Here is a 16,110-nt window from a genome sequence, read left to right as displayed (position 1 = left end):
GCGGGGATATTTGCGCAAAGATGAATGGACAGGCTCAGCCCGTCGCCAAGGGCCGCTGATCTGCCATCCCCATCGCGACCAGCAGCGGCGCCTCGGCCTGCAGCCGCTGAAAATCGGCCTTCGCACCCATGCCGCGCCAGTTTGCCAGGATCAGCGATTGCGCAACCGCCCCGCCCAGCGTGGTGCCGGGGCCGGTGACGATGAACAGATCGGGCGCGAACTCGCGGGCGGCAATGCGGATCGCGGCGGTGAAGTCGTAGGGTTCCACCACCTGATGGCCCAGCGTGTAGTCCCAAAGCGCGGCGGTGTCGGTGGCCCCCGGCGCCCAGATGGCACCCCGCCCGTCGATCAGCGGCAGCTTGGGCTGGCGGAACAGCCCGGGCGACAGGGCCGCCCGCCCCAAAGCCGCGACAGGCGCCTGCAGGGCGCTGTGAAAGCCCGCATGATTGGCCAGCCGCAGCGGAAAGCGGCCCTGCAGCGGCGGCACGGCGGCCTCGAACGCCGCAAGGCCCGCCTCGTTGCCTGCCAGCACCAGCATCCCGCCAAGGTCGATCGACAGGCCCAGCACATGGCCCGCCCGCGCGCCGATCTCGGCCACCAGCCGCAGCAGCGCCGCCTTGCGGGCCGGATCGGGCTGCCAGTCGTCCCCGACGAAGGGGTAGATCAGCTGCCCGCCGATCAGATGCGTCTGCATCAGCGTGCCCATGGTGTTGACCACCTCGAACCCGGCCTCTGCCGTCAGCGCGCCGGCACACGCCAGCGCCGAATACCAGCCCATCGAATTGCCGGTGACCGCCACCACCTCGACCCCCGCCGCGATGGCGCGAAAATCGCCCAGCGTCGCGGCGTAGATCAGGGCCGAGGCATTGTCGCCCCGTGTGTGCCGCGCCACGGAATAGCTGTTGGCGCCATCCAGCGCCGTCAGCGTTTCCTGCCCCAGCGCGCTGCGGCGCGCATCAAACTGCGCCAGCAGCGCCCGGTCGGCACAGTGCCGCGCCAGATAGCCCAGTTCCGCCTTGCCGTAGGTGCCCCGTCCCGGGCAGATCACCACCGCCGTCGTCATGCCGCAGCCCCGGTCAGCGCCAGCGCGGCGGCCAGGATGCCCTCTGCCGACGGCATCGTGGCGGCATAGGCGGGGCCGGTGGCGATGAAGCTGTCTTCCGCCGTCAGCCGCGCCACCGGCACGTCCGTGGTTTCGGCCAGCAGCGCCATCAGCGCCTCGGCCACACCGCCCGAGCGGCGGGTTTCATCGACGATCAGCACATGGCGGCAGCCTTCCAGCGCCTGCAGCAGCGACGCCACGGGCAGCGGCGAAATCCAGCGCAGGTCGATCAGGCGGGTCGCGACACCGTGAGCCTCCAGCTTCGGCAGCGCCTGCTGGCTGAGGTAATGGCCGTTGGCAAAGCTGACGATGGCAAGATCGGTGCCGTCGCCCGTCACCCCCACCTCGCCCAGCGGGATGCTGCGATCGGGCGCGGGGTAGCGGCACATCCACGCGCCGTCCTTTTCCGCGTGCAGGTCGCGCATCGGATAAAGCGCGATGGGTTCCAGAAACACCACCAGCCGCTGCTCCTCGCGCGCCAGCCGCACGCATTCGCGCAGCATCATCGCGGCATCGGCGCCGTTCGAGGGGATGGCCAGGATCAGCCCCGGAATGTCGCGCAGCACCGCCACCGAGTTGTCGTTGTGGAAATGCCCGCCGAAGCCTTTCTGATAGCCCAGCCCCGCAATGCGCAGCACCATGGGGTTGCTGAACTGGCCGTTGGAAAAGAACGGCAGCGTCGCCGCCTCGCCCCTGATCTGGTCTTCGGCATTGTGCAGATAGGCGAGGAACTGGATTTCCGGCATAGGCAGGAAGCCGTTCTGACCCAGTCCGATCGCAAGGCCGAGGATCGACTGTTCATCCAGCAGCGTGTCGATCATCCGGTCGGGGCCGAAGCGCGCGGACAGCTTCTGCGTCACGCCATAGACGCCACCCTTGCGGCCTACATCCTCGCCCATCAGGACAATCTCGCCATGGGTCAGCATCAGGTCGGTCAGCGCCCAGTTGATGATCCGGCTCATCGGCTGAGGCTCGTCCATCTGCCTTGCATCGCTGCCGAAGGCGGCGGCGCGCGTCTCGGGCGAGGGGCCGTTGGTCGGCGCGCAGGGGCGGGGCGGCGGGATCAGGCTCGCCATCACGTCGGCGGCGGTGCGCAGCCTTGGCCGGGTGACGGCCTCGGCCGCGACGCGGGTAACCCGCTCGCAGGTGTCGGCATAGACCGCCAGCGCCGCCTCGGGCGCCAGCGCGCCCGCCTGATCCAGCAGGCGCACGAAATGCAGCAGGGGGTCGTTGGCCTCCTCGGCCTCGACCTCCTCGCGGGGCAGGTAGGTGGTGGGAACGTCGGCCCCGGCATGGCCGTAAAGCCTGAGCGTGCGGATGTGCAGGAAGGCGGGCTTGCGGCGGTGGCGGACGTAGGCGGCAGCCTCCTGCGCCACGCGGTAGGTGTCGTAGAGGTCGAGCCCGTCGCAGGCGAAATATTCAAGGCCCGGGCGGGCCGAGAAGTTGGCGGCGATCCAGCCCTTCGGCGTCCTGGTCGAAATGCCGATGCCGTTGTCTTCGCACACGAACAAGAGCGGCAGCGGGATCGACTGGTAGCTGGTCCAGCCCGCGGTGTTGAACGCCCCCTGCGCGGTGGAATGGTTGGCCGAGGCATCGCCGAACGAACACATTACCAGCCCGTCATCGGCCAGCAGCCGGTGTTCGGGCGGGCGGCGGCGGGCCAGGCCGATGGCATAGGCCGCCCCGACCGCCTTGGGCAGGTGGCTGGCGATGGTCGAGGTCTGCGGCGGGATCATCAGCGCGCGCGACCCCAGCACCTTGTGTCGCCCGCCCGAAATCGGGTCTTCGGACGAGGCCGCGAAAGACAGCAGCATGTCCCACAGGATGCTCTGCCCCGGCACCTGATCGGCACGCGCGATCTGGAAGGCGGCGTCGCGGTAGTGCAGGAAGGCCATGTCATCCGGGCGCAGCGCCGCGGCCACCGCCGCCATGCCCTCATGCCCCGAAGAGCCGATGGTATAGAACCCCTGACCCGCCTTCTGCATCGCCCGGCTGGTCCGGTCCAGCGCGCGGCTGAGACAGGCGGCGCGGAAGAGGCCCACGGCCTGAGGCCCGGTCAGCGGCCCGGCGGGTGGGCGGCCCGGCGGCAGATCCCGCGCAGCCACCCGGCGCAGGAAGTTTTCATGCACGATGGCAGCGCGGTCCATTGGGAATACTCTTCGAGTTGTCCGGCTTTCATCTTGGTTCAAATATCCCCGCCGGAGGCTCTGGCGGATCGGCCGGGTGCCTCCGGCGGGGATATTTGCGCCAAGATGAAATCAGAAGAAGGCTTGCAGGCCGGTGATAGCGCGGCCGAGGATCAGGGCGTGGACGTCGTGGGTGCCCTCGTAGGTGTTCACGGTTTCCAGGTTCACCATGTGGCGCATGATCTGGTAGCCCTCCTGGATGCCGTTGCCGCCGTGCATGTCGCGGGCCCAGCGGGCGGCGTCCAGTGCCTTGCCGCAGTTGTTGCGCTTGATGATCGAGATCATCTCGGGAGCGGCGTTCGCCTCGTCGAGCAGGCGGCCGACGCGCAGGGCGGCTTGCAGGCCAAGGCTGATCTCGGTCATCATGTTGGCCAGTTTCAACTGGTAAAGCTGGGTCTGGGCCAGCGGCCGGTTGAACTGCTTGCGGTCAAGGCCGTAGTCGCGCGCGGCGTGCAGGCAGAACTCGGCGGCCCCCATCACGCCCCAGGCGATGCCGTAGCGGGCGCGGTTCAGGCAGCCGAACGGGCCTTTCAGCCCTTCGACGTTCGGCAGCAGGGCGTCTGCGCCGACCTCGACATCCTTCATCACGATCTCGCCGGTGATCGAGGCGCGCAGGGAAAGCTTGCCACCGATCTTGGGCGCCGAAAGCCCCGCCATGCCCTTTTCCAGCACGAAGCCGCGGATCTTGCCGCCATGCGCCTCGGATTTGGCCCAGACCACGAAGACATCGGCGATGGGGGAGTTGGAGATCCACATCTTGGCGCCGTTCAGCACATAGCCGTCGGCTGTCTTTTTCGCGGTGGTCTTCATGCCCGAGGGGTCGGACCCTGCCTCGGGTTCGGTCAGCCCGAAGCAGCCGATCAGGGTGCCCGCCGCAAGGCCGGGCAGATACTTCTGGCGCTGCGCTTCCGAGCCGTAGGCGTAGATCGGATACATCACGAGGCTGGATTGCACCGACATCATGCTGCGGTAGCCGCTGTCGACCCGTTCCACCTCGCGCGCGACGAGGCCGTATGCGACGTAAGACCCGCCCAGCCCGCCGTATTCTTCAGGAATGGTGACGCCCAGCAGGCCCATCTCGCCCATCTCGCGGAAGATCGCGGGGTCGGTGCTTTCCTCGCGGTAGGCATCGACCACCCTCGGCTGAAGCTTTTCCTGCGCATAGGTGCGGGCTGCGTCGCGCAGCATTCGTTCCTCGTCGGAAAGCTGGTCGTTCAGCCGGAACGGGTCTTCCCAGTCGAAGCGGCCGAGGTCGGGGGCGTCTTTCGGCTTCAGCGGGCTTTTCTGCTCGGTCATGGCGGGCTCCTGTCTGGCGGGCGGTCCGCGCCCCGGTGCCAGAGTGGCACAGCGGTGGGGGGGCGAAAAGGGGTCAGGTTCGGGCGGGAAACTCATGTCCCGCCGGTGGGGATTGCGGGCTTATTGCAGGAAACGCAGCAATGCTGTATCGAAATCCTGTTCTGTAAACATGAGTAAAAGTCATGATCGCGCCGCGCCGCTATCTGCCCTCGATCCCCTCGCTGCTGGCGCTGGAGGCGCTGGACCGGCTGGGCAGCGCCTCGGCGGTGGCGGAAGAGTTGTCGCTGACCCAAAGCGCCATCAGCCGGCAGTTGCAGGCGCTGGAGGGGCAGATGCAGGTGCAACTGCTGCTGCGCGAGCGCAAGCGGCTGGTCCTGACCCCGGCCGCGCAGGACTATGCCCGGCAGGTGCGCCACTGTCTGCAGCAGCTGGCGCAGGCCTCGCTGACGCTGCGGGCCAATCCGCGCGGCGGCAGCCTGAACCTCGCGATCCTGCCCGCCTTCGGGATGCACTGGCTGGCGCCGCGTCTGGCGCGCTTTGCCGCCCGGCACCCCGAGGTGACGGTGAACCTGTCGACCCGCCTGCGCCCGTTCGATTTCGACGCCGAGCCGTTCCATGCCGCGATTCACTACGGGCGGCAGGACTGGCCGGGGGTGGAGTATCTGCCGCTGATGGCCGAGGTGGTGGTGCCGGTGGCCGCCCCCGGCCTGCTGGCCGGGCCGGTGGCGCGGGCGGCCGATCTGCTGGCCTATCCGCTGCTGCATCTGGAAACCCGCGCCTATGCCTGGCAACGCTGGATGGCGGCGCAGGGAGTGGTGACGGCGATGCCGCAGGGCATGTTGTTCGACCAGTTCGCCACCATGACGCAGGCGGCGGTGCACGGGCTTGGGGTGGCGCTGCTGCCCGACTTCCTGATCGGGCAGGACGTGGCCGAAGGGCGGCTGGTGATCGCCCATCAAAGCCGCAGCCAGAGCGTGGGCAGCTATTATCTGGTCTGGCCCAAGGCCCGGGCCGGGGTGCAGCCGCTGGTATCTTTCCGCGACTGGATCGCGGCGGAACTGGTCAGCCAGACCTGAGGTCAGGCTTGCTGCCGGTGCAACCCTGCCATGCGTGTGCGGTCTGCCTGTGGAATGCGGCTTGCGGCGCATGACGGCGCATCCTATTTCTGCAAGTGCGAAGGGCTGAATGCCTGAAACGGAGGCTTTTCGCGCATCTGCTTGCAGCAAGAACAAGCCGATGCCCGCTTCTGGACATTCTGTCTTCTTGAAACTGCCCGGCTTGCAGCGATATTCAGCGCTGGCACGAATCTCTCAGGCTTGCTGCGCAAGCCATTGGAATGTTAAGTCTCCATGACCACTCTTCGATCCGGCACCGCCCCGATGACCCGGCGTGCCCTTCTTTCAATGGCGTCTTCGGTCGCAGCCCTTGCGGCGGCGGCCAGTCTGCCCTTTGCCGTGCGCGCCCAGGAGGCAGCGCCGGTTGATGCCGCGCCGCAGCAATTCTCGTTCGACCTGCTCAGCGCCGAGATGCGCGCCCGCGCGGCAGAGCCGCACCCCCAGCCGGTGCTGCCGCCCGGATTCCACACCGACCTGAATTATGACGACTACCGCCTGATCCGGTTCCGCCCCGACAATGCCCGCTGGTCGGACAGCGAACAGCCGTTCCGGATACATGCCTTCCACATGGGTTGGCTGTTCGGCGAGCCTGTGACCCTATATGAGGTGGTCGACGGCCTCGCCACCGAGATGCACTTCTCGACCGACGACTTCGAATACCTGAACAGTCTGGCCGAGCGCGTGCCTCTCCATCAGGAACTGCCGGGTGTCGCGGGCTTCCGGCTGCACATGCCGATGAACCGGCTCGACATCTTTGACGAGCTGGTGGCCTTTCTGGGTGCCAGCTATTTCCGCGCGCTGGGGCAGGGCAACGCCTACGGCATTTCCGCCCGCGGGCTGGCGCTGAACACCGCCTCGTCGCAACCCGAGGAATTTCCGCGCTTCTCGCGCTTCTATCTGGAAAGGCCGCTGCCGGGCAGCCTGTCGGTGGTGGTCTGCGCCGCGATGGAAAGCCCCAGCGTCACCGGTGCCTACCGTTTCGTCATCACCCCCGGGGCGGCGACGGAGATGGAGATCACGGCGCGGCTGTTCTTCCGGTCGGACGTGGCGCAGATCGGTGTGGCGCCGTTGACCTCGATGTTCCTGTTCTCCGAAAAGAACCGGGCCGAGTTCGACGATTACCGTCCCAATGTGCATGACAGCGACGGGCTGCGCATCACCCGCGCCGATGGCGACATCCTGTGGCGGCCGCTGAACAATCCGCCGCATCTGGCGGGGTCGTATTTCGTCGAGCACGCGCCGCGCTCCTTCGGGCTGCACCAGCGCGACCGTGCCTTCGACAGCTATCAGGACACCGGGGCCCGATACGAGCACCGCCCCTCGCTCGAGGTGGAGCCGATCGGCGACTGGGGCAAGGGCGCGGTGCGGCTGGTCGAAATACCCACGAGGCTGGAAGGCAATGACAACATCGTGGCCTTCTGGGTGCCCGAAATCGGGGCCAAGGCGGGCGACTCGCGGGAATTCGCCTATCGGTTGCGCTGGGGCGCCCTGCCACCTGTTGCGGGCGAACCGATGGCCTATGTATTCGAGACGCGCTCGGGCGTCGGCGGTGTCTCGGGCGTCGAAAGCCGGGGCGACATGCGCAAATTCGTGATCGACTTCAAGGATGGCCTGCTGGCCGCCCTGCCCGGAGACGCGGAACTTACGCCGGTCACGAGCGTTCAGAACGGACAAATCGTCACCACGGTGCTGGAAAAGATCGAAGGCACCCCGATCTGGCGTCTTGTGCTGGACGTGTCCGCCGCTTCGGGGGCGACCGTCGAACTGGGGGCCCATGTCGCCGGATACGGGCGCAAGCTGACGGAAACCTGGCTTTATCAATGGATCAACGCATGATGCCGAACCTGTCTACCTCCATCGAAGCGGATCTTGACCGTGTGACGCGCAGCATCGGCCTGCCGCCGGACGCGCCGCTTGCGATGCCCAAACAGGTGCTTGAGGTGCAGCCGCGCCCGTTGCTGCGGCCGTTCCTGTTGCGCCTGACCGGGCTGCGGGCTGCCGGGGCAGGAAACTGACACATGCCCACCGCGTCGGCAGATCGGGCGGGCGTGCTGCTGGCACGCAGCGTCGGCTTCCTGCTCAGCCTCGTCTCGGCTGTGGGCGCGGGTCTGCTGTTCTTGCAGTTCGGCGCGTCCGACGGGCTGGATGCGTTCGACGTGGTGCGCAGCGTGCTGATCCTGGCCTCGACCTTCTGGCTTGCCTGGGGGGCGGCGCAGGGCATTCTGGGGCTGATGACACGGCCAAAGCCGCCGCGCCGACGGCTTGACGGCCCGATCCGGGGCCGAACCGCCATTCTGGTGCCGGTCTACAACGAAGACCCGGTGACCACCTTTTCGCGCATCGCCGCCATGGATGCCTCGGTCGCGGCGGCGCTTGACGCGGCCGGGTCGGATGCACAGGTGCATGTGGCGATCCTGTCCGACACGCGCGATCCGGCCATCGCCGCGCGCGAACAGCTGTGGTTCCTGCGCCTGCTGCGCGAACGGGACGGGCAGGGCCGGATCTTCTACCGCCGCCGGGTGCTGAACACCGGGCGCAAGGCGGGCAACATCGAGGATTTCGTGCAGACCTCGGGCGCGGCCTACGACTACGCGCTGATCCTCGATGCCGACAGCCTGATGGAAGGCGAAACCATCCTGGAAATGATCCGCCGGATGGAGGCCGAGCCCCGGCTGGGCCTGTTGCAGACCGTGCCAAAGGTGGTGCGTGCACGGGCCCGCTTCGGCCGTGCGATGCAGTTTTCGGCCGCCTTCTTCTCGCCTGTCTATGCGCGCGGCCTTGCCATGATGCAGGGCGATACCGGCCCGTTCTGGGGCCACAACGCCATCGTGCGGGTGCGCGCCTTTGCCGAAAGCTGCGGGTTGCCGGAGCTTTCCGGCCGCCCGCCGTTCGGCGGCCATGTCATGAGCCATGACTATGTCGAGGCGGCGCTGCTGGCGCGTGCGGGCTGGGTGGTGCGGCTGGACGACGATCTGGGCGGGTCTTTCGAGGAAGGTCCGGAAAACCTGATCGACCATGCCAAGCGCGACCGCCGCTGGTGCCAGGGCAACCTGCAACACGCCCGCATCATCGGCGCGCCGGGGCTGAAGCCGTGGAGCCGCTTCGTGTTCCTGCAGGGCATCCTCGCCTATATCGCGCCGCTGTTCTGGCTGGGCTTCCTTCTGGCGTCGATTGCCGCGCCGGTGTTCGCTCCGCCGCTCGATTATTTCCCGGTGCCCTACTGGCCGTTCCCGGTGTTTCCCAGCGACGAGACGTGGAAGGCGATCGGCCTTGCCATCGGGGTGTTCGGCCTGCTGCTGGCACCGAAGCTGCTGGTGGCGCTGGATGCCGCGATCCGGGGCAGGGCGCGCGGTTTTGGTGGGGCGCCGCGTGCGATGACCTCGACGCTGGTCGAGCTTCTGTTCTCGTCGATCACCGCGCCGATCCTGATGATGTTCCAGACCCGCTCGGTGATGCAGGTGCTGCTGGGGCGCGATGGCGGCTGGCCCACCAACAACCGCGGCGACGGGCGGTTGAGCCTGGCCGAGGCGTGGTCCGCCAGCCACTGGATCGTGACCTCGGGCCTGCTCGGCCTTTGGGCGACCTGGCACTTTGCGCCGGGGCTGGTTCCGTGGCTTCTGCCGGTGGCGCTGCCGATGATCCTGGCGCCGGTGGTGATCTCATGGTCCTCGCGCCCCGGCCGGTCGGCGCTGTTCACCACGCCGACCGATCTGGCGGAAAGCCCGGTGATGCAGATGCAGGCGCGCATCCTGGCGGCATGGACGGGCGAGGTGGCGGATGCTTCACCAGCCCAGCCGCCCGCGCCCGCTGAACCCGCAGCCGCACAGAAAGCCGCGATCCATGCCTGAACCGATGCACATGCCCCTCCCGATCGGCCGCGACCCGCGGCTCGACCTGTTTCGCGGCCTGGCCCTGGTGTTGATCTTCATCAACCATGTGCCGGGCACGATCTACGAGTCGGTCACCACGCGGAACTTCGGCTTTTCCGACGCGGCCGAGGCGTTTGTTCTGATGTCGGGCCTTGCCGCCGCGCTGGCCTATGGCCCCGACTTCCAGGCGGGTGCCGTCGCGCGCGGGGTGCGCAGGCTGTGGGGCCGGGCATGGACGCTGTATCTGGTGCATCTGATGACGACGGTCTGCGCCATCGGCATCGCCGCCGGGGCGGCGCTGTGGTTCGGCGCGACGCAACTGCTGGGGGAAAACCAGCTTGGCGTGCTGTTCGAACAGCCGTTGGGGTTTCTGGTCGGCATTCCGCTGCTGACGCATCAGCTGGGCTATGCCAACATCCTGCCGATGTATGCCGTGCTGCTGCTGGCAACGCCGCTGATGCTTCTGCTTGGCCAGCGCGCGCCGCGGCTGCTGCTGGCACTTTCGGTGGCACTCTGGGCTTTTTCGGGGCAGTTCAGGCTGGACCTGCCGAATTACCCGACGCCGGGGGGGTGGTTCTTCAACCCTCTGGCATGGCAACTGATCTTCGTGGTCGGCCTGCTGACCGGGCTGGCGATGCGCGCGGGGCGTCGGCTGGTGCCGGTTTCGCGCGGGTTGCAGGTGCTGGCGCTGGGATGGCTGGTGCTGTCGTTCTTCTGGGTATGGGTGCCCGGCCTTGCGGCCCCGCTGAACCATGCGATGTGGGTCGGCGCGCAGCACGGCGTGCCGTTCTCGCTGCATTCCTTCGACAAGACCTACCTTGGCGCGCCGCGCCTGCTGCATATCCTGGCGCTGGCCTATCTGGTGACCTGCGTCCCGGGCCTGCGCCAGGCGGCGGCGGGGTGGCTCGCGCGACCGCTGGTGCTGCTGGGGCGGCATTCGCTGCCGGTGTTCGCGTTGGGCACGGTGCTGTGCTTCCTGATGCAGGCGATCAAGGACGTGGCGCCACCCGGTCTGGGCCTCGATACGGCGCTGATCTTCGGCGGGCTGGGCCTGCAACTGGCGCTGGCTTTCGTGCAGGAGCATTGGCGCGACAACCGCCCGCCTGCGCGCGCCGCGACCCCGGCCGCGGTGGCGGCGACCCCTCAGGCGGCCTGATCGCCCAAATCTTCTACGAAGATTTGCGCCCGGCCCCCGGGCGGTGTTTCTTCGTAGAAGAAACGGGTTGCTCAGCCGGGCTTGCGGGCGCGCAGGTGGGTCGGGCAATGCTCGCCGATGTCCAGCACCGGGATCATCCGTTCCCAGAGCGCGATGTTGCTGGTCACGAACGCCGGCCCCACGAGCCGCGCCGCCGCCTCACCCGCCGCCCCGCGCATCCGGGCAAGCTCGGCCCGCGCCTGCTCGTGATACCACGCATTGCGGCTGGTGGTCGCAATGTGTTCGCCATCGCCCCCAGCGCCGCGATCCGGGCGAAATCGCCCGCGTGCACCACCTGCAGATGCGCCAACTGGTGCAGCGCGGGCCAGGCGCCGTTGGCAGCCCGTGCGATCTCAAGCCCATCCAGCGCCGCCCGCGCCGCCCGGTCACCGATCACATGGACATGGATCTGGAACCGCGCGGCATCCAGCGCGGTAAAGAGTTCGGCAATCTTTTCCGGCGGATACATCAGCGGCGCATTGCCGCCCGCCGCATCGGCATAGGGCGCGATCATCGCCGCCGTGCGGTTCTCCAGCACGCCATCGAGAAACACCTTGGCCGAGGTGATGCAAAAATCGCCCCCCGCCGCCGCCCTGAGCGCGCACAGTCGCGCCACCACCGAGGCGGCGGTATCGGTCGGACAGACCGCCGCCGCCCCCGCCACCCGCAGCGTCAGCCCGCCCGCCCGGTCCAATCCGGAGTATGCCGCAAAGTGCTGGTCCTTGATCTGGGGGTCGAGAATGCCGGTGATGCCGTGGCGGTTGGCATGGGCCTGCCCGGCGATCAGCCCCGCCACCCATGTCGCCTCGGGCACCTCGGGCAGGTGCGGGCGGGCCCAGGAGATCGCATCCTCGTGCAGCATCCCGGTCGTCTCGCCCGCCGCATCGCGCACGAAATGGCCGTTCGGCGGGTCTGGCGTGTCGCGCCCCAGACCGGTCAGCGCAATCGCCGCCGAGTTCAGGCAGGCGTTGTGGAAGCTGGAATCATAAACAATGCAGGGCCGGTCCGGCACCGCCGCATCCAGCACGGCCCGGGTCAGGTTGTGGTCGCCGAACAGCCCCGGCCGCCAGCCGGTGCCCGTCACCAGCGGGTCGGCCGACCCTGCCGCATGGGCCGCGAGCAGCGCCTGAAGGTCGGCAACCGTCTCTGCCGCCCCCAGCGCGGCCGCGGCGATCAGGTCGGTGCCGCCGTCCAGCAGATGCACATGCGCGTCCTGGAACCCCGGCAGCACCAGCCGCCCGCCCGCGTCGATCACGCTGCACCCAGGTGCTGCCCTGTCCAGCATCGCCTGCGTTGTCCCCAGCGCCAGAATCCGCCCGCCCGCAACCGCCAGCGCCTGCGCCCGGGGGCGGGCGGCATCCATCGTGCGGATATCGGCGTTGATCAGGATCAGATCGGCCAGCATTCACGCCCCATCCGCAGCGCGTCGAGCACGGGCCAGTCGCCGGAAGGAATAACCCGGGCGGGCGCTTTCACATCCGCCGTCCAGCCATAGAGGCACAGGAACGGCACCGCGCCGACCTTGGTGGCATGGGGTGCGTCGGGCTCGTTCCACACCGGCTGATGCGCGGGCTTCACGGTCAGCGCGTCGCCGGGGCGGAAGCGCCAGCCGTGCGGGCCGGTCAGCGGCGCGTAAAGCTCGGGCGCCTTGTGGTGGTGGTCGCGGTAGAAGACATGCGGCGCCACCAGAAACAGCCCGAAGTCGAAGCCTTCCGCCACGATCGGCCCGGCCTCGCCCACCACGATGCAATAGGCATTGCCCGCAAGGAAGGTTGCCCCGATATCCTCGGCCGGATAGTCGTCGAACGTCGCCCAGTCCAGATGCGGCACGGCGGCGGCGATGGCTGCGGCCAGCGCCGGATGGGTGAGCGCCAGGGGTGCCAGCGCCGACCCCAGATGCGCGTCCACCACCGCGTTGCCGCGCCCCAGCACCCGCACCGCGCCGCCGCCAAAGCGCCCCAGCCCGGCGCGCACCTCGGCCACGCCGGGGCCGGGCAGGGTGGCGATGTAACGGTCGGCCTCGGCCACCAGCGCCCGGACCGCGGCTTCCGGCCCCGGCACGCAAGCGGCCCGGATCTCGGCCCCCAGCCCGCGCGCCGCCAGCAAAGCGGCGGGATCTTCGCCATCCAGCGGCGCGCAGATCCGGTAGACCTCCAGCGCCGCATCCGACAACTTACCCTGCCGGTGCAGCGCCATAGCCGCGCCGTAGCGCAAGCGCCCCGGCCCCGGCACGCCGGGCGGGGTCGTCAGATGGGCCAGTGTCATGTCGTCGGTCATCGGTCCCTCATTGGTTGGCCCGGTAGGCCATCTGCATGTCACGCTCGCGCCGCCGCTCGGCCCGGTGCAGCAGCCAGCCCGCCAGCGCCACCCCGATGCCGACGATCACCACCGTGATCGTGGCCAGCGCGTTGATGTCGGGCGTCACCCCCAGCTTGACCTTCGACCAGATCAGCAGCGGCAGCGTGGTGTTGCCCGGCCCGGTGGTGAACTGGGTGATCACCACGTCATCCAGACTGATGGTGAAGGCCAGAAGCCACCCCGACAGGATCGCGGGGCTGATCACCGGCAGGGTGATGTCACGCAGCACCTGCCAGGGGCGCGCGCCAAGGTCCATCGCCGCCTCCTCGATCGCGGGGTCGGCCTGCACCAGCCGCGAATGGACGATGGTCGTCACGAACACCATGGAAAAGGTGATGTGCGCCAGCGTGATTGTGGTGAAACCGCGCTGCCCCGGCCAGCCGATCCATTCCGCCATCAGGATGAACAGCATCAGCGCCGAGATGCCGGTGATCACCTCGGGCATGATCAGCGGCGCGGTGACCAGCCCGGAAAACAGCACCCGCCCGTGAAAACGGCGAAACCGCGCCAGCGCCAGCCCGGCCAGCGTGCCCAGCACCGTCGCCGCCGTGGCCGACACCAGCGCGATCTGCAAGGACAGCAGCGCCGCGCGCACCACCTGGTCGTTGCCCAGCAGCGCCACATACCACTTGGTCGAGAACCCGCCCCAGACCGTCGCCAGCCGCGAGGCGTTGAAGGAATAGACCATCATCGACAGGATCGGGATGTAGAAGAAGGCAAAGCCGAAACACAGCACCGAAATCAGGAACACCGGGCGGCGGTTCATCTCCCACCCCCCCGCCCGGCCTTGCCCTGAAAATGGGTAAAAGCCATCATCGGCAGCACCATCAGCACCAGCAAGGCCACCGCCACGCTCGACGCCATCGGCCAGTCGCGCGCCGAGGCGAACTCGTCCGAGATCACCCGCCCGATCATCGGCCGCCCGGCATCGCCCACCAGCGAGGGGATGATCAGCTCGCCCGCCGCCGGGATGAACACCAGAAGGCCACCCGCGATGATCCCCGGCACCGACTGCGGCAGCGTCACGTCCAGAAACACCCGGAACGGCCGCGACCCCAGATCCATCGCCGCCTCGTCCAGAGTGCGGTCGAGCTTCTCCAGATTCGCGTAAAGCGGCAGGATCATGAAGGGCAGGTAGGTATAGACCGTGACCAGCACGACCGCGAAACTGCTGTTCATCATCGGGATCGACCGCAGCGCCCATTCGGCCGGCACCATCGCGTTGTAGGCCCCGGTCAGCAGCTTGTTGAACCAGCTGTTCGACCCCATCAGCCCCATCCAGGCATAGACCCGCAGCAGGAACGAGGTCCAGAACGGCAGGATCACCAGCATCAGCAGCACGTTGCGCCAGCCCTTGCCGATCCGCGTCAGCGCCAGCGCCATCGGATAGCCGATCATCAGGCAGAACAGCGTCGCAAGCCCCGCATTCACCAGCGAGATACCGAAGGCCCGCGCGTAAAGACTGTCGCTGAACAGCCGGGCATAGCCTTCGGTGTTCAGCAGCGGATGCTCCCCGCCGAACGAAAACGGCGGCGCGGTGGGGGTGCGCGTGGCGAAACTCATCGCCACCACGATCAGGAATGGGATCAGGAAGAACAGCACGAGCCACAGATAGGGCGCGCCGATCACGATGTCGGACCAGCCGCGCCGGTTGAACCAGTCCGCCAGCCTGCGCCCGATCCTCATCCGCACCCTCCCCTCATCCCCGCAGCCACCCCTTCTTCTTTCCAGAACATCCCCGCCGGAGGCTCCGCCGGTCCGGCCCGGTGCCGCAGCCGGGCACCGCGCGCGCCCTCTCATCCCCGCCCATTCTTCTGTTCTCAAATATCCCCGCCGGAGGCTCCGCCCGCTCCGCCAGAGCCCGCGCCTGAAGGCCGGTCCTCACGCCGCCAGCACGATGGCCGAGCCCGGCTCGAACCGCAGCCACACCGCATCCTCCCAATCCGCCACCCGGTCGCCGTCACCGCCGCGCCGGGCGTTCACGGCATGGACCGCCACCAGCGCGCCGGACGCCAGCGTGACACGGTAAAGCGAGTCCTTGCCGAAATAGGCCAGATCCTTCACCACACCGGCCAGCACGTTGCCGCCCTCCAGCGGCGTGCGGGAAATGCTGATCTTTTCGGGGCGCAGCGCCAGTGTCACCGGCTGCCCGGCCACCAGCCCCGGCACGGCGCGGGCCTGCACCGCTCCGCCCATCGCGGGCACGTCCACACGCACCTGCCCGCCCTCCACCGCCTGCACCACGCCATCGAAGAAGGTGATCGACCCGATGAACCCTGCCACGAAGCGGCTGGCGGGGTATTCGTAGATCTCGGTCGAGGTGCCGACCTGCTTCACCTCGCCCCGGTCCATCACCGCGATGCGGTGCGACAGGGTCATTGCCTCCTCCTGGTCATGGGTCACCACGATGAAGGTCACACCCATCCGGTCCTGGATGCTCATCAGCTCGAACTGGGTATGCTCGCGCAGCTTCTTGTCGAGTGCCGCCAGCGGCTCGTCCAGCAGCAGCAGCTTCGGCGCCCGCGCCAGCGCCCGGGCCAGCGCCACGCGCTGCCGCTGCCCGCCCGAGATCTGGTGCGGCTTGCGCCCCGCCAACTCGCCCAGTTGCACGAGGTCCAGCATCTCGCGCACCCGGTCGCGGCGCTGCGCTGGCGTCATCGCTTCGTGCTTCAGGCCGTAGCCCACGTTCTGCTCCACCGTCATGTGCGGAAACAGGGCATAGCTCTGGAACATCATGTGGACCGGGCGCGCCCAGGGCGGCACGCCGCCCATGTCCTGCCCGTCGATGAAGATGCGCCCGGCGGTCGGCGTCTCGAACCCCGCCAGCATCCGCAACAGGGTGGTCTTGCCGCAGCCCGACCCGCCCAGCAGCGAGAAGATCTCGCCCTTGCCGATCTCCAGGCTGACATTGCGCACCGCCTGAAAGGTGCCGAAGGCTTTGCTGACCCCCTCGATCCGGATGAAGGGCTGCGGCGCAGCGGGGTCCATG

13 protein-coding genes are annotated in these 16,110 nt (G+C 68.3%); 5 read left to right on the top strand and 8 right to left on the bottom strand.

All coding sequences use genetic code 11. The features are described from left to right. Positions 1 to 34: 34 nt before the first annotated feature. The 3 genes from RNZ50_15560 to RNZ50_15550 all read right to left on the bottom strand — a co-directional run bounded on the left by RNZ50_15560 (position 35) and on the right by RNZ50_15550 (position 4,584). Positions 35 to 1,063, bottom strand: coding sequence for an ACP S-malonyltransferase (locus RNZ50_15560; GenBank protein MDT8856410.1), 1,029 nt, complete (start codon positions 1,061 to 1,063; stop codon positions 35 to 37). Continuing rightward, a complete protein-coding gene (locus RNZ50_15555; GenBank protein MDT8856409.1) occupies positions 1,060 to 3,249 on the bottom strand; it encodes a thiamine pyrophosphate-dependent enzyme in 2,190 nt (729 codons plus the stop codon). The genes RNZ50_15560 and RNZ50_15555 overlap by 4 nt, the downstream gene beginning before the upstream one ends. A 111-nt stretch (positions 3,250 to 3,360) precedes the next feature. Further along, complete coding sequence (locus RNZ50_15550; GenBank protein MDT8856408.1) at positions 3,361 to 4,584, bottom strand: acyl-CoA dehydrogenase; 1,224 nt, start codon at positions 4,582 to 4,584, stop codon at positions 3,361 to 3,363. Positions 4,585 to 4,766: 182 nt separating this feature from the next. On the opposite strand from RNZ50_15550, the gene RNZ50_15545 reads away from it, so the two are divergent. From RNZ50_15545 to RNZ50_15525, 5 genes are all read left to right on the top strand, one after another. Beyond that, positions 4,767 to 5,660 carry a LysR family transcriptional regulator gene (locus RNZ50_15545; protein ID MDT8856407.1) on the top strand — a complete coding sequence of 298 codons (894 nt, stop codon included), beginning with the start codon at positions 4,767 to 4,769 and terminating at the stop codon, positions 5,658 to 5,660. 273 nt (positions 5,661 to 5,933) lie between these two features. Next, positions 5,934 to 7,535, top strand: a complete 1,602-nt coding sequence (locus tag RNZ50_15540) for a glucan biosynthesis protein G (protein ID MDT8856406.1) — start codon at positions 5,934 to 5,936, stop codon at positions 7,533 to 7,535. Then, the gene (locus RNZ50_15535) at positions 7,532 to 7,714 is read left to right on the top strand and encodes a hypothetical protein (protein MDT8856405.1); all 183 of its coding nucleotides are present in this window, start codon (positions 7,532 to 7,534) and stop codon (positions 7,712 to 7,714) included. The genes RNZ50_15540 and RNZ50_15535 overlap by 4 nt, the downstream gene beginning before the upstream one ends. A gap of 3 nt (positions 7,715 to 7,717) precedes the next feature. Then, the gene (gene mdoH / locus RNZ50_15530; GenBank protein MDT8856404.1) at positions 7,718 to 9,547 is read left to right on the top strand and encodes a glucans biosynthesis glucosyltransferase MdoH; all 1,830 of its coding nucleotides are present in this window, start codon (positions 7,718 to 7,720) and stop codon (positions 9,545 to 9,547) included. A gap of 10 nt (positions 9,548 to 9,557) precedes the next feature. After that, entirely contained in the window at positions 9,558 to 10,724 is a 1,167-nt protein-coding gene (locus tag RNZ50_15525; protein MDT8856403.1) for an OpgC domain-containing protein, read from the top strand. A 163-nt stretch (positions 10,725 to 10,887) separates the two neighbouring features. Here the strand turns inward: RNZ50_15525 and RNZ50_15520 are convergent, their stop codons facing one another. From RNZ50_15520 to RNZ50_15500, 5 genes are all read right to left on the bottom strand, one after another. Next, positions 10,888 to 12,168: an amidohydrolase family protein gene (locus RNZ50_15520; GenBank protein MDT8856402.1), complete on the bottom strand. Its 1,281-nt coding sequence runs from the start codon at positions 12,166 to 12,168 to the stop codon at positions 10,888 to 10,890. After that, positions 12,153 to 13,040, bottom strand: a complete 888-nt coding sequence (locus RNZ50_15515) for a dimethylsulfonioproprionate lyase family protein (GenBank protein MDT8856401.1) — start codon at positions 13,038 to 13,040, stop codon at positions 12,153 to 12,155. Before RNZ50_15515 ends, RNZ50_15520 begins: the two co-directional genes overlap by 16 nt. A gap of 7 nt (positions 13,041 to 13,047) precedes the next feature. Further along, positions 13,048 to 13,887: an ABC transporter permease subunit gene (locus RNZ50_15510; protein ID MDT8856400.1), complete on the bottom strand. Its 840-nt coding sequence runs from the start codon at positions 13,885 to 13,887 to the stop codon at positions 13,048 to 13,050. After that, on the bottom strand, positions 13,884 to 14,807 hold the full coding sequence (locus RNZ50_15505; GenBank protein MDT8856399.1) for an ABC transporter permease: 924 nt from the start codon (positions 14,805 to 14,807) through the stop codon (positions 13,884 to 13,886). Before RNZ50_15505 ends, RNZ50_15510 begins: the two co-directional genes overlap by 4 nt. Positions 14,808 to 15,002: 195 nt before the next feature. After that, complete coding sequence (locus RNZ50_15500; protein ID MDT8856398.1) at positions 15,003 to 16,109, bottom strand: ABC transporter ATP-binding protein; 1,107 nt, start codon at positions 16,107 to 16,109, stop codon at positions 15,003 to 15,005. Position 16,110 lies beyond the last annotated feature (1 nt).

This window comes from Paracoccaceae bacterium Fryx2, from assembly GCA_032334235.1.
GTDB lineage: Bacteria > Pseudomonadota > Alphaproteobacteria > Rhodobacterales > Rhodobacteraceae > JAVSGI01.
The sequence above is the reverse complement of the archived record's forward strand: the minus strand, read 5'-3'. Positions and strand labels throughout refer to the sequence as shown.

What these genes read in the sequence shown, in the direction of transcription:
- RNZ50_15560 (MDT8856410.1), bottom strand. Translation starts at nt 1,063, where the DNA reads ATGACGACGGCGGTGGTGATCTGCCCGGGACGGGGCACCTACGGCAAG.
- RNZ50_15555 (MDT8856409.1), bottom strand. Translation starts at nt 3,249, where the DNA reads ATGGACCGCGCTGCCATCGTGCATGAAAACTTCCTGCGCCGGGTGGCT.
- RNZ50_15550 (MDT8856408.1), bottom strand. Translation starts at nt 4,584, where the DNA reads ATGACCGAGCAGAAAAGCCCGCTGAAGCCGAAAGACGCCCCCGACCTC.
- RNZ50_15545 (MDT8856407.1), top strand. Translation starts at nt 4,767, where the DNA reads ATGATCGCGCCGCGCCGCTATCTGCCCTCGATCCCCTCGCTGCTGGCG.
- RNZ50_15540 (MDT8856406.1), top strand. Translation starts at nt 5,934, where the DNA reads ATGACCACTCTTCGATCCGGCACCGCCCCGATGACCCGGCGTGCCCTT.
- RNZ50_15535 (MDT8856405.1), top strand. Translation starts at nt 7,532, where the DNA reads ATGATGCCGAACCTGTCTACCTCCATCGAAGCGGATCTTGACCGTGTG.
- mdoH (MDT8856404.1), top strand. Translation starts at nt 7,718, where the DNA reads ATGCCCACCGCGTCGGCAGATCGGGCGGGCGTGCTGCTGGCACGCAGC.
- RNZ50_15525 (MDT8856403.1), top strand. Translation starts at nt 9,558, where the DNA reads ATGCCCCTCCCGATCGGCCGCGACCCGCGGCTCGACCTGTTTCGCGGC.
- RNZ50_15520 (MDT8856402.1), bottom strand. Translation starts at nt 12,168, where the DNA reads ATGCTGGCCGATCTGATCCTGATCAACGCCGATATCCGCACGATGGAT.
- RNZ50_15515 (MDT8856401.1), bottom strand. Translation starts at nt 13,040, where the DNA reads ATGACCGACGACATGACACTGGCCCATCTGACGACCCCGCCCGGCGTG.
- RNZ50_15510 (MDT8856400.1), bottom strand. Translation starts at nt 13,887, where the DNA reads ATGAACCGCCGCCCGGTGTTCCTGATTTCGGTGCTGTGTTTCGGCTTT.
- RNZ50_15505 (MDT8856399.1), bottom strand. Translation starts at nt 14,807, where the DNA reads ATGAGGATCGGGCGCAGGCTGGCGGACTGGTTCAACCGGCGCGGCTGG.
- RNZ50_15500 (MDT8856398.1), bottom strand. Translation starts at nt 16,109, where the DNA reads ATGGACCCCGCTGCGCCGCAGCCCTTCATCCGGATCGAGGGGGTCAGC.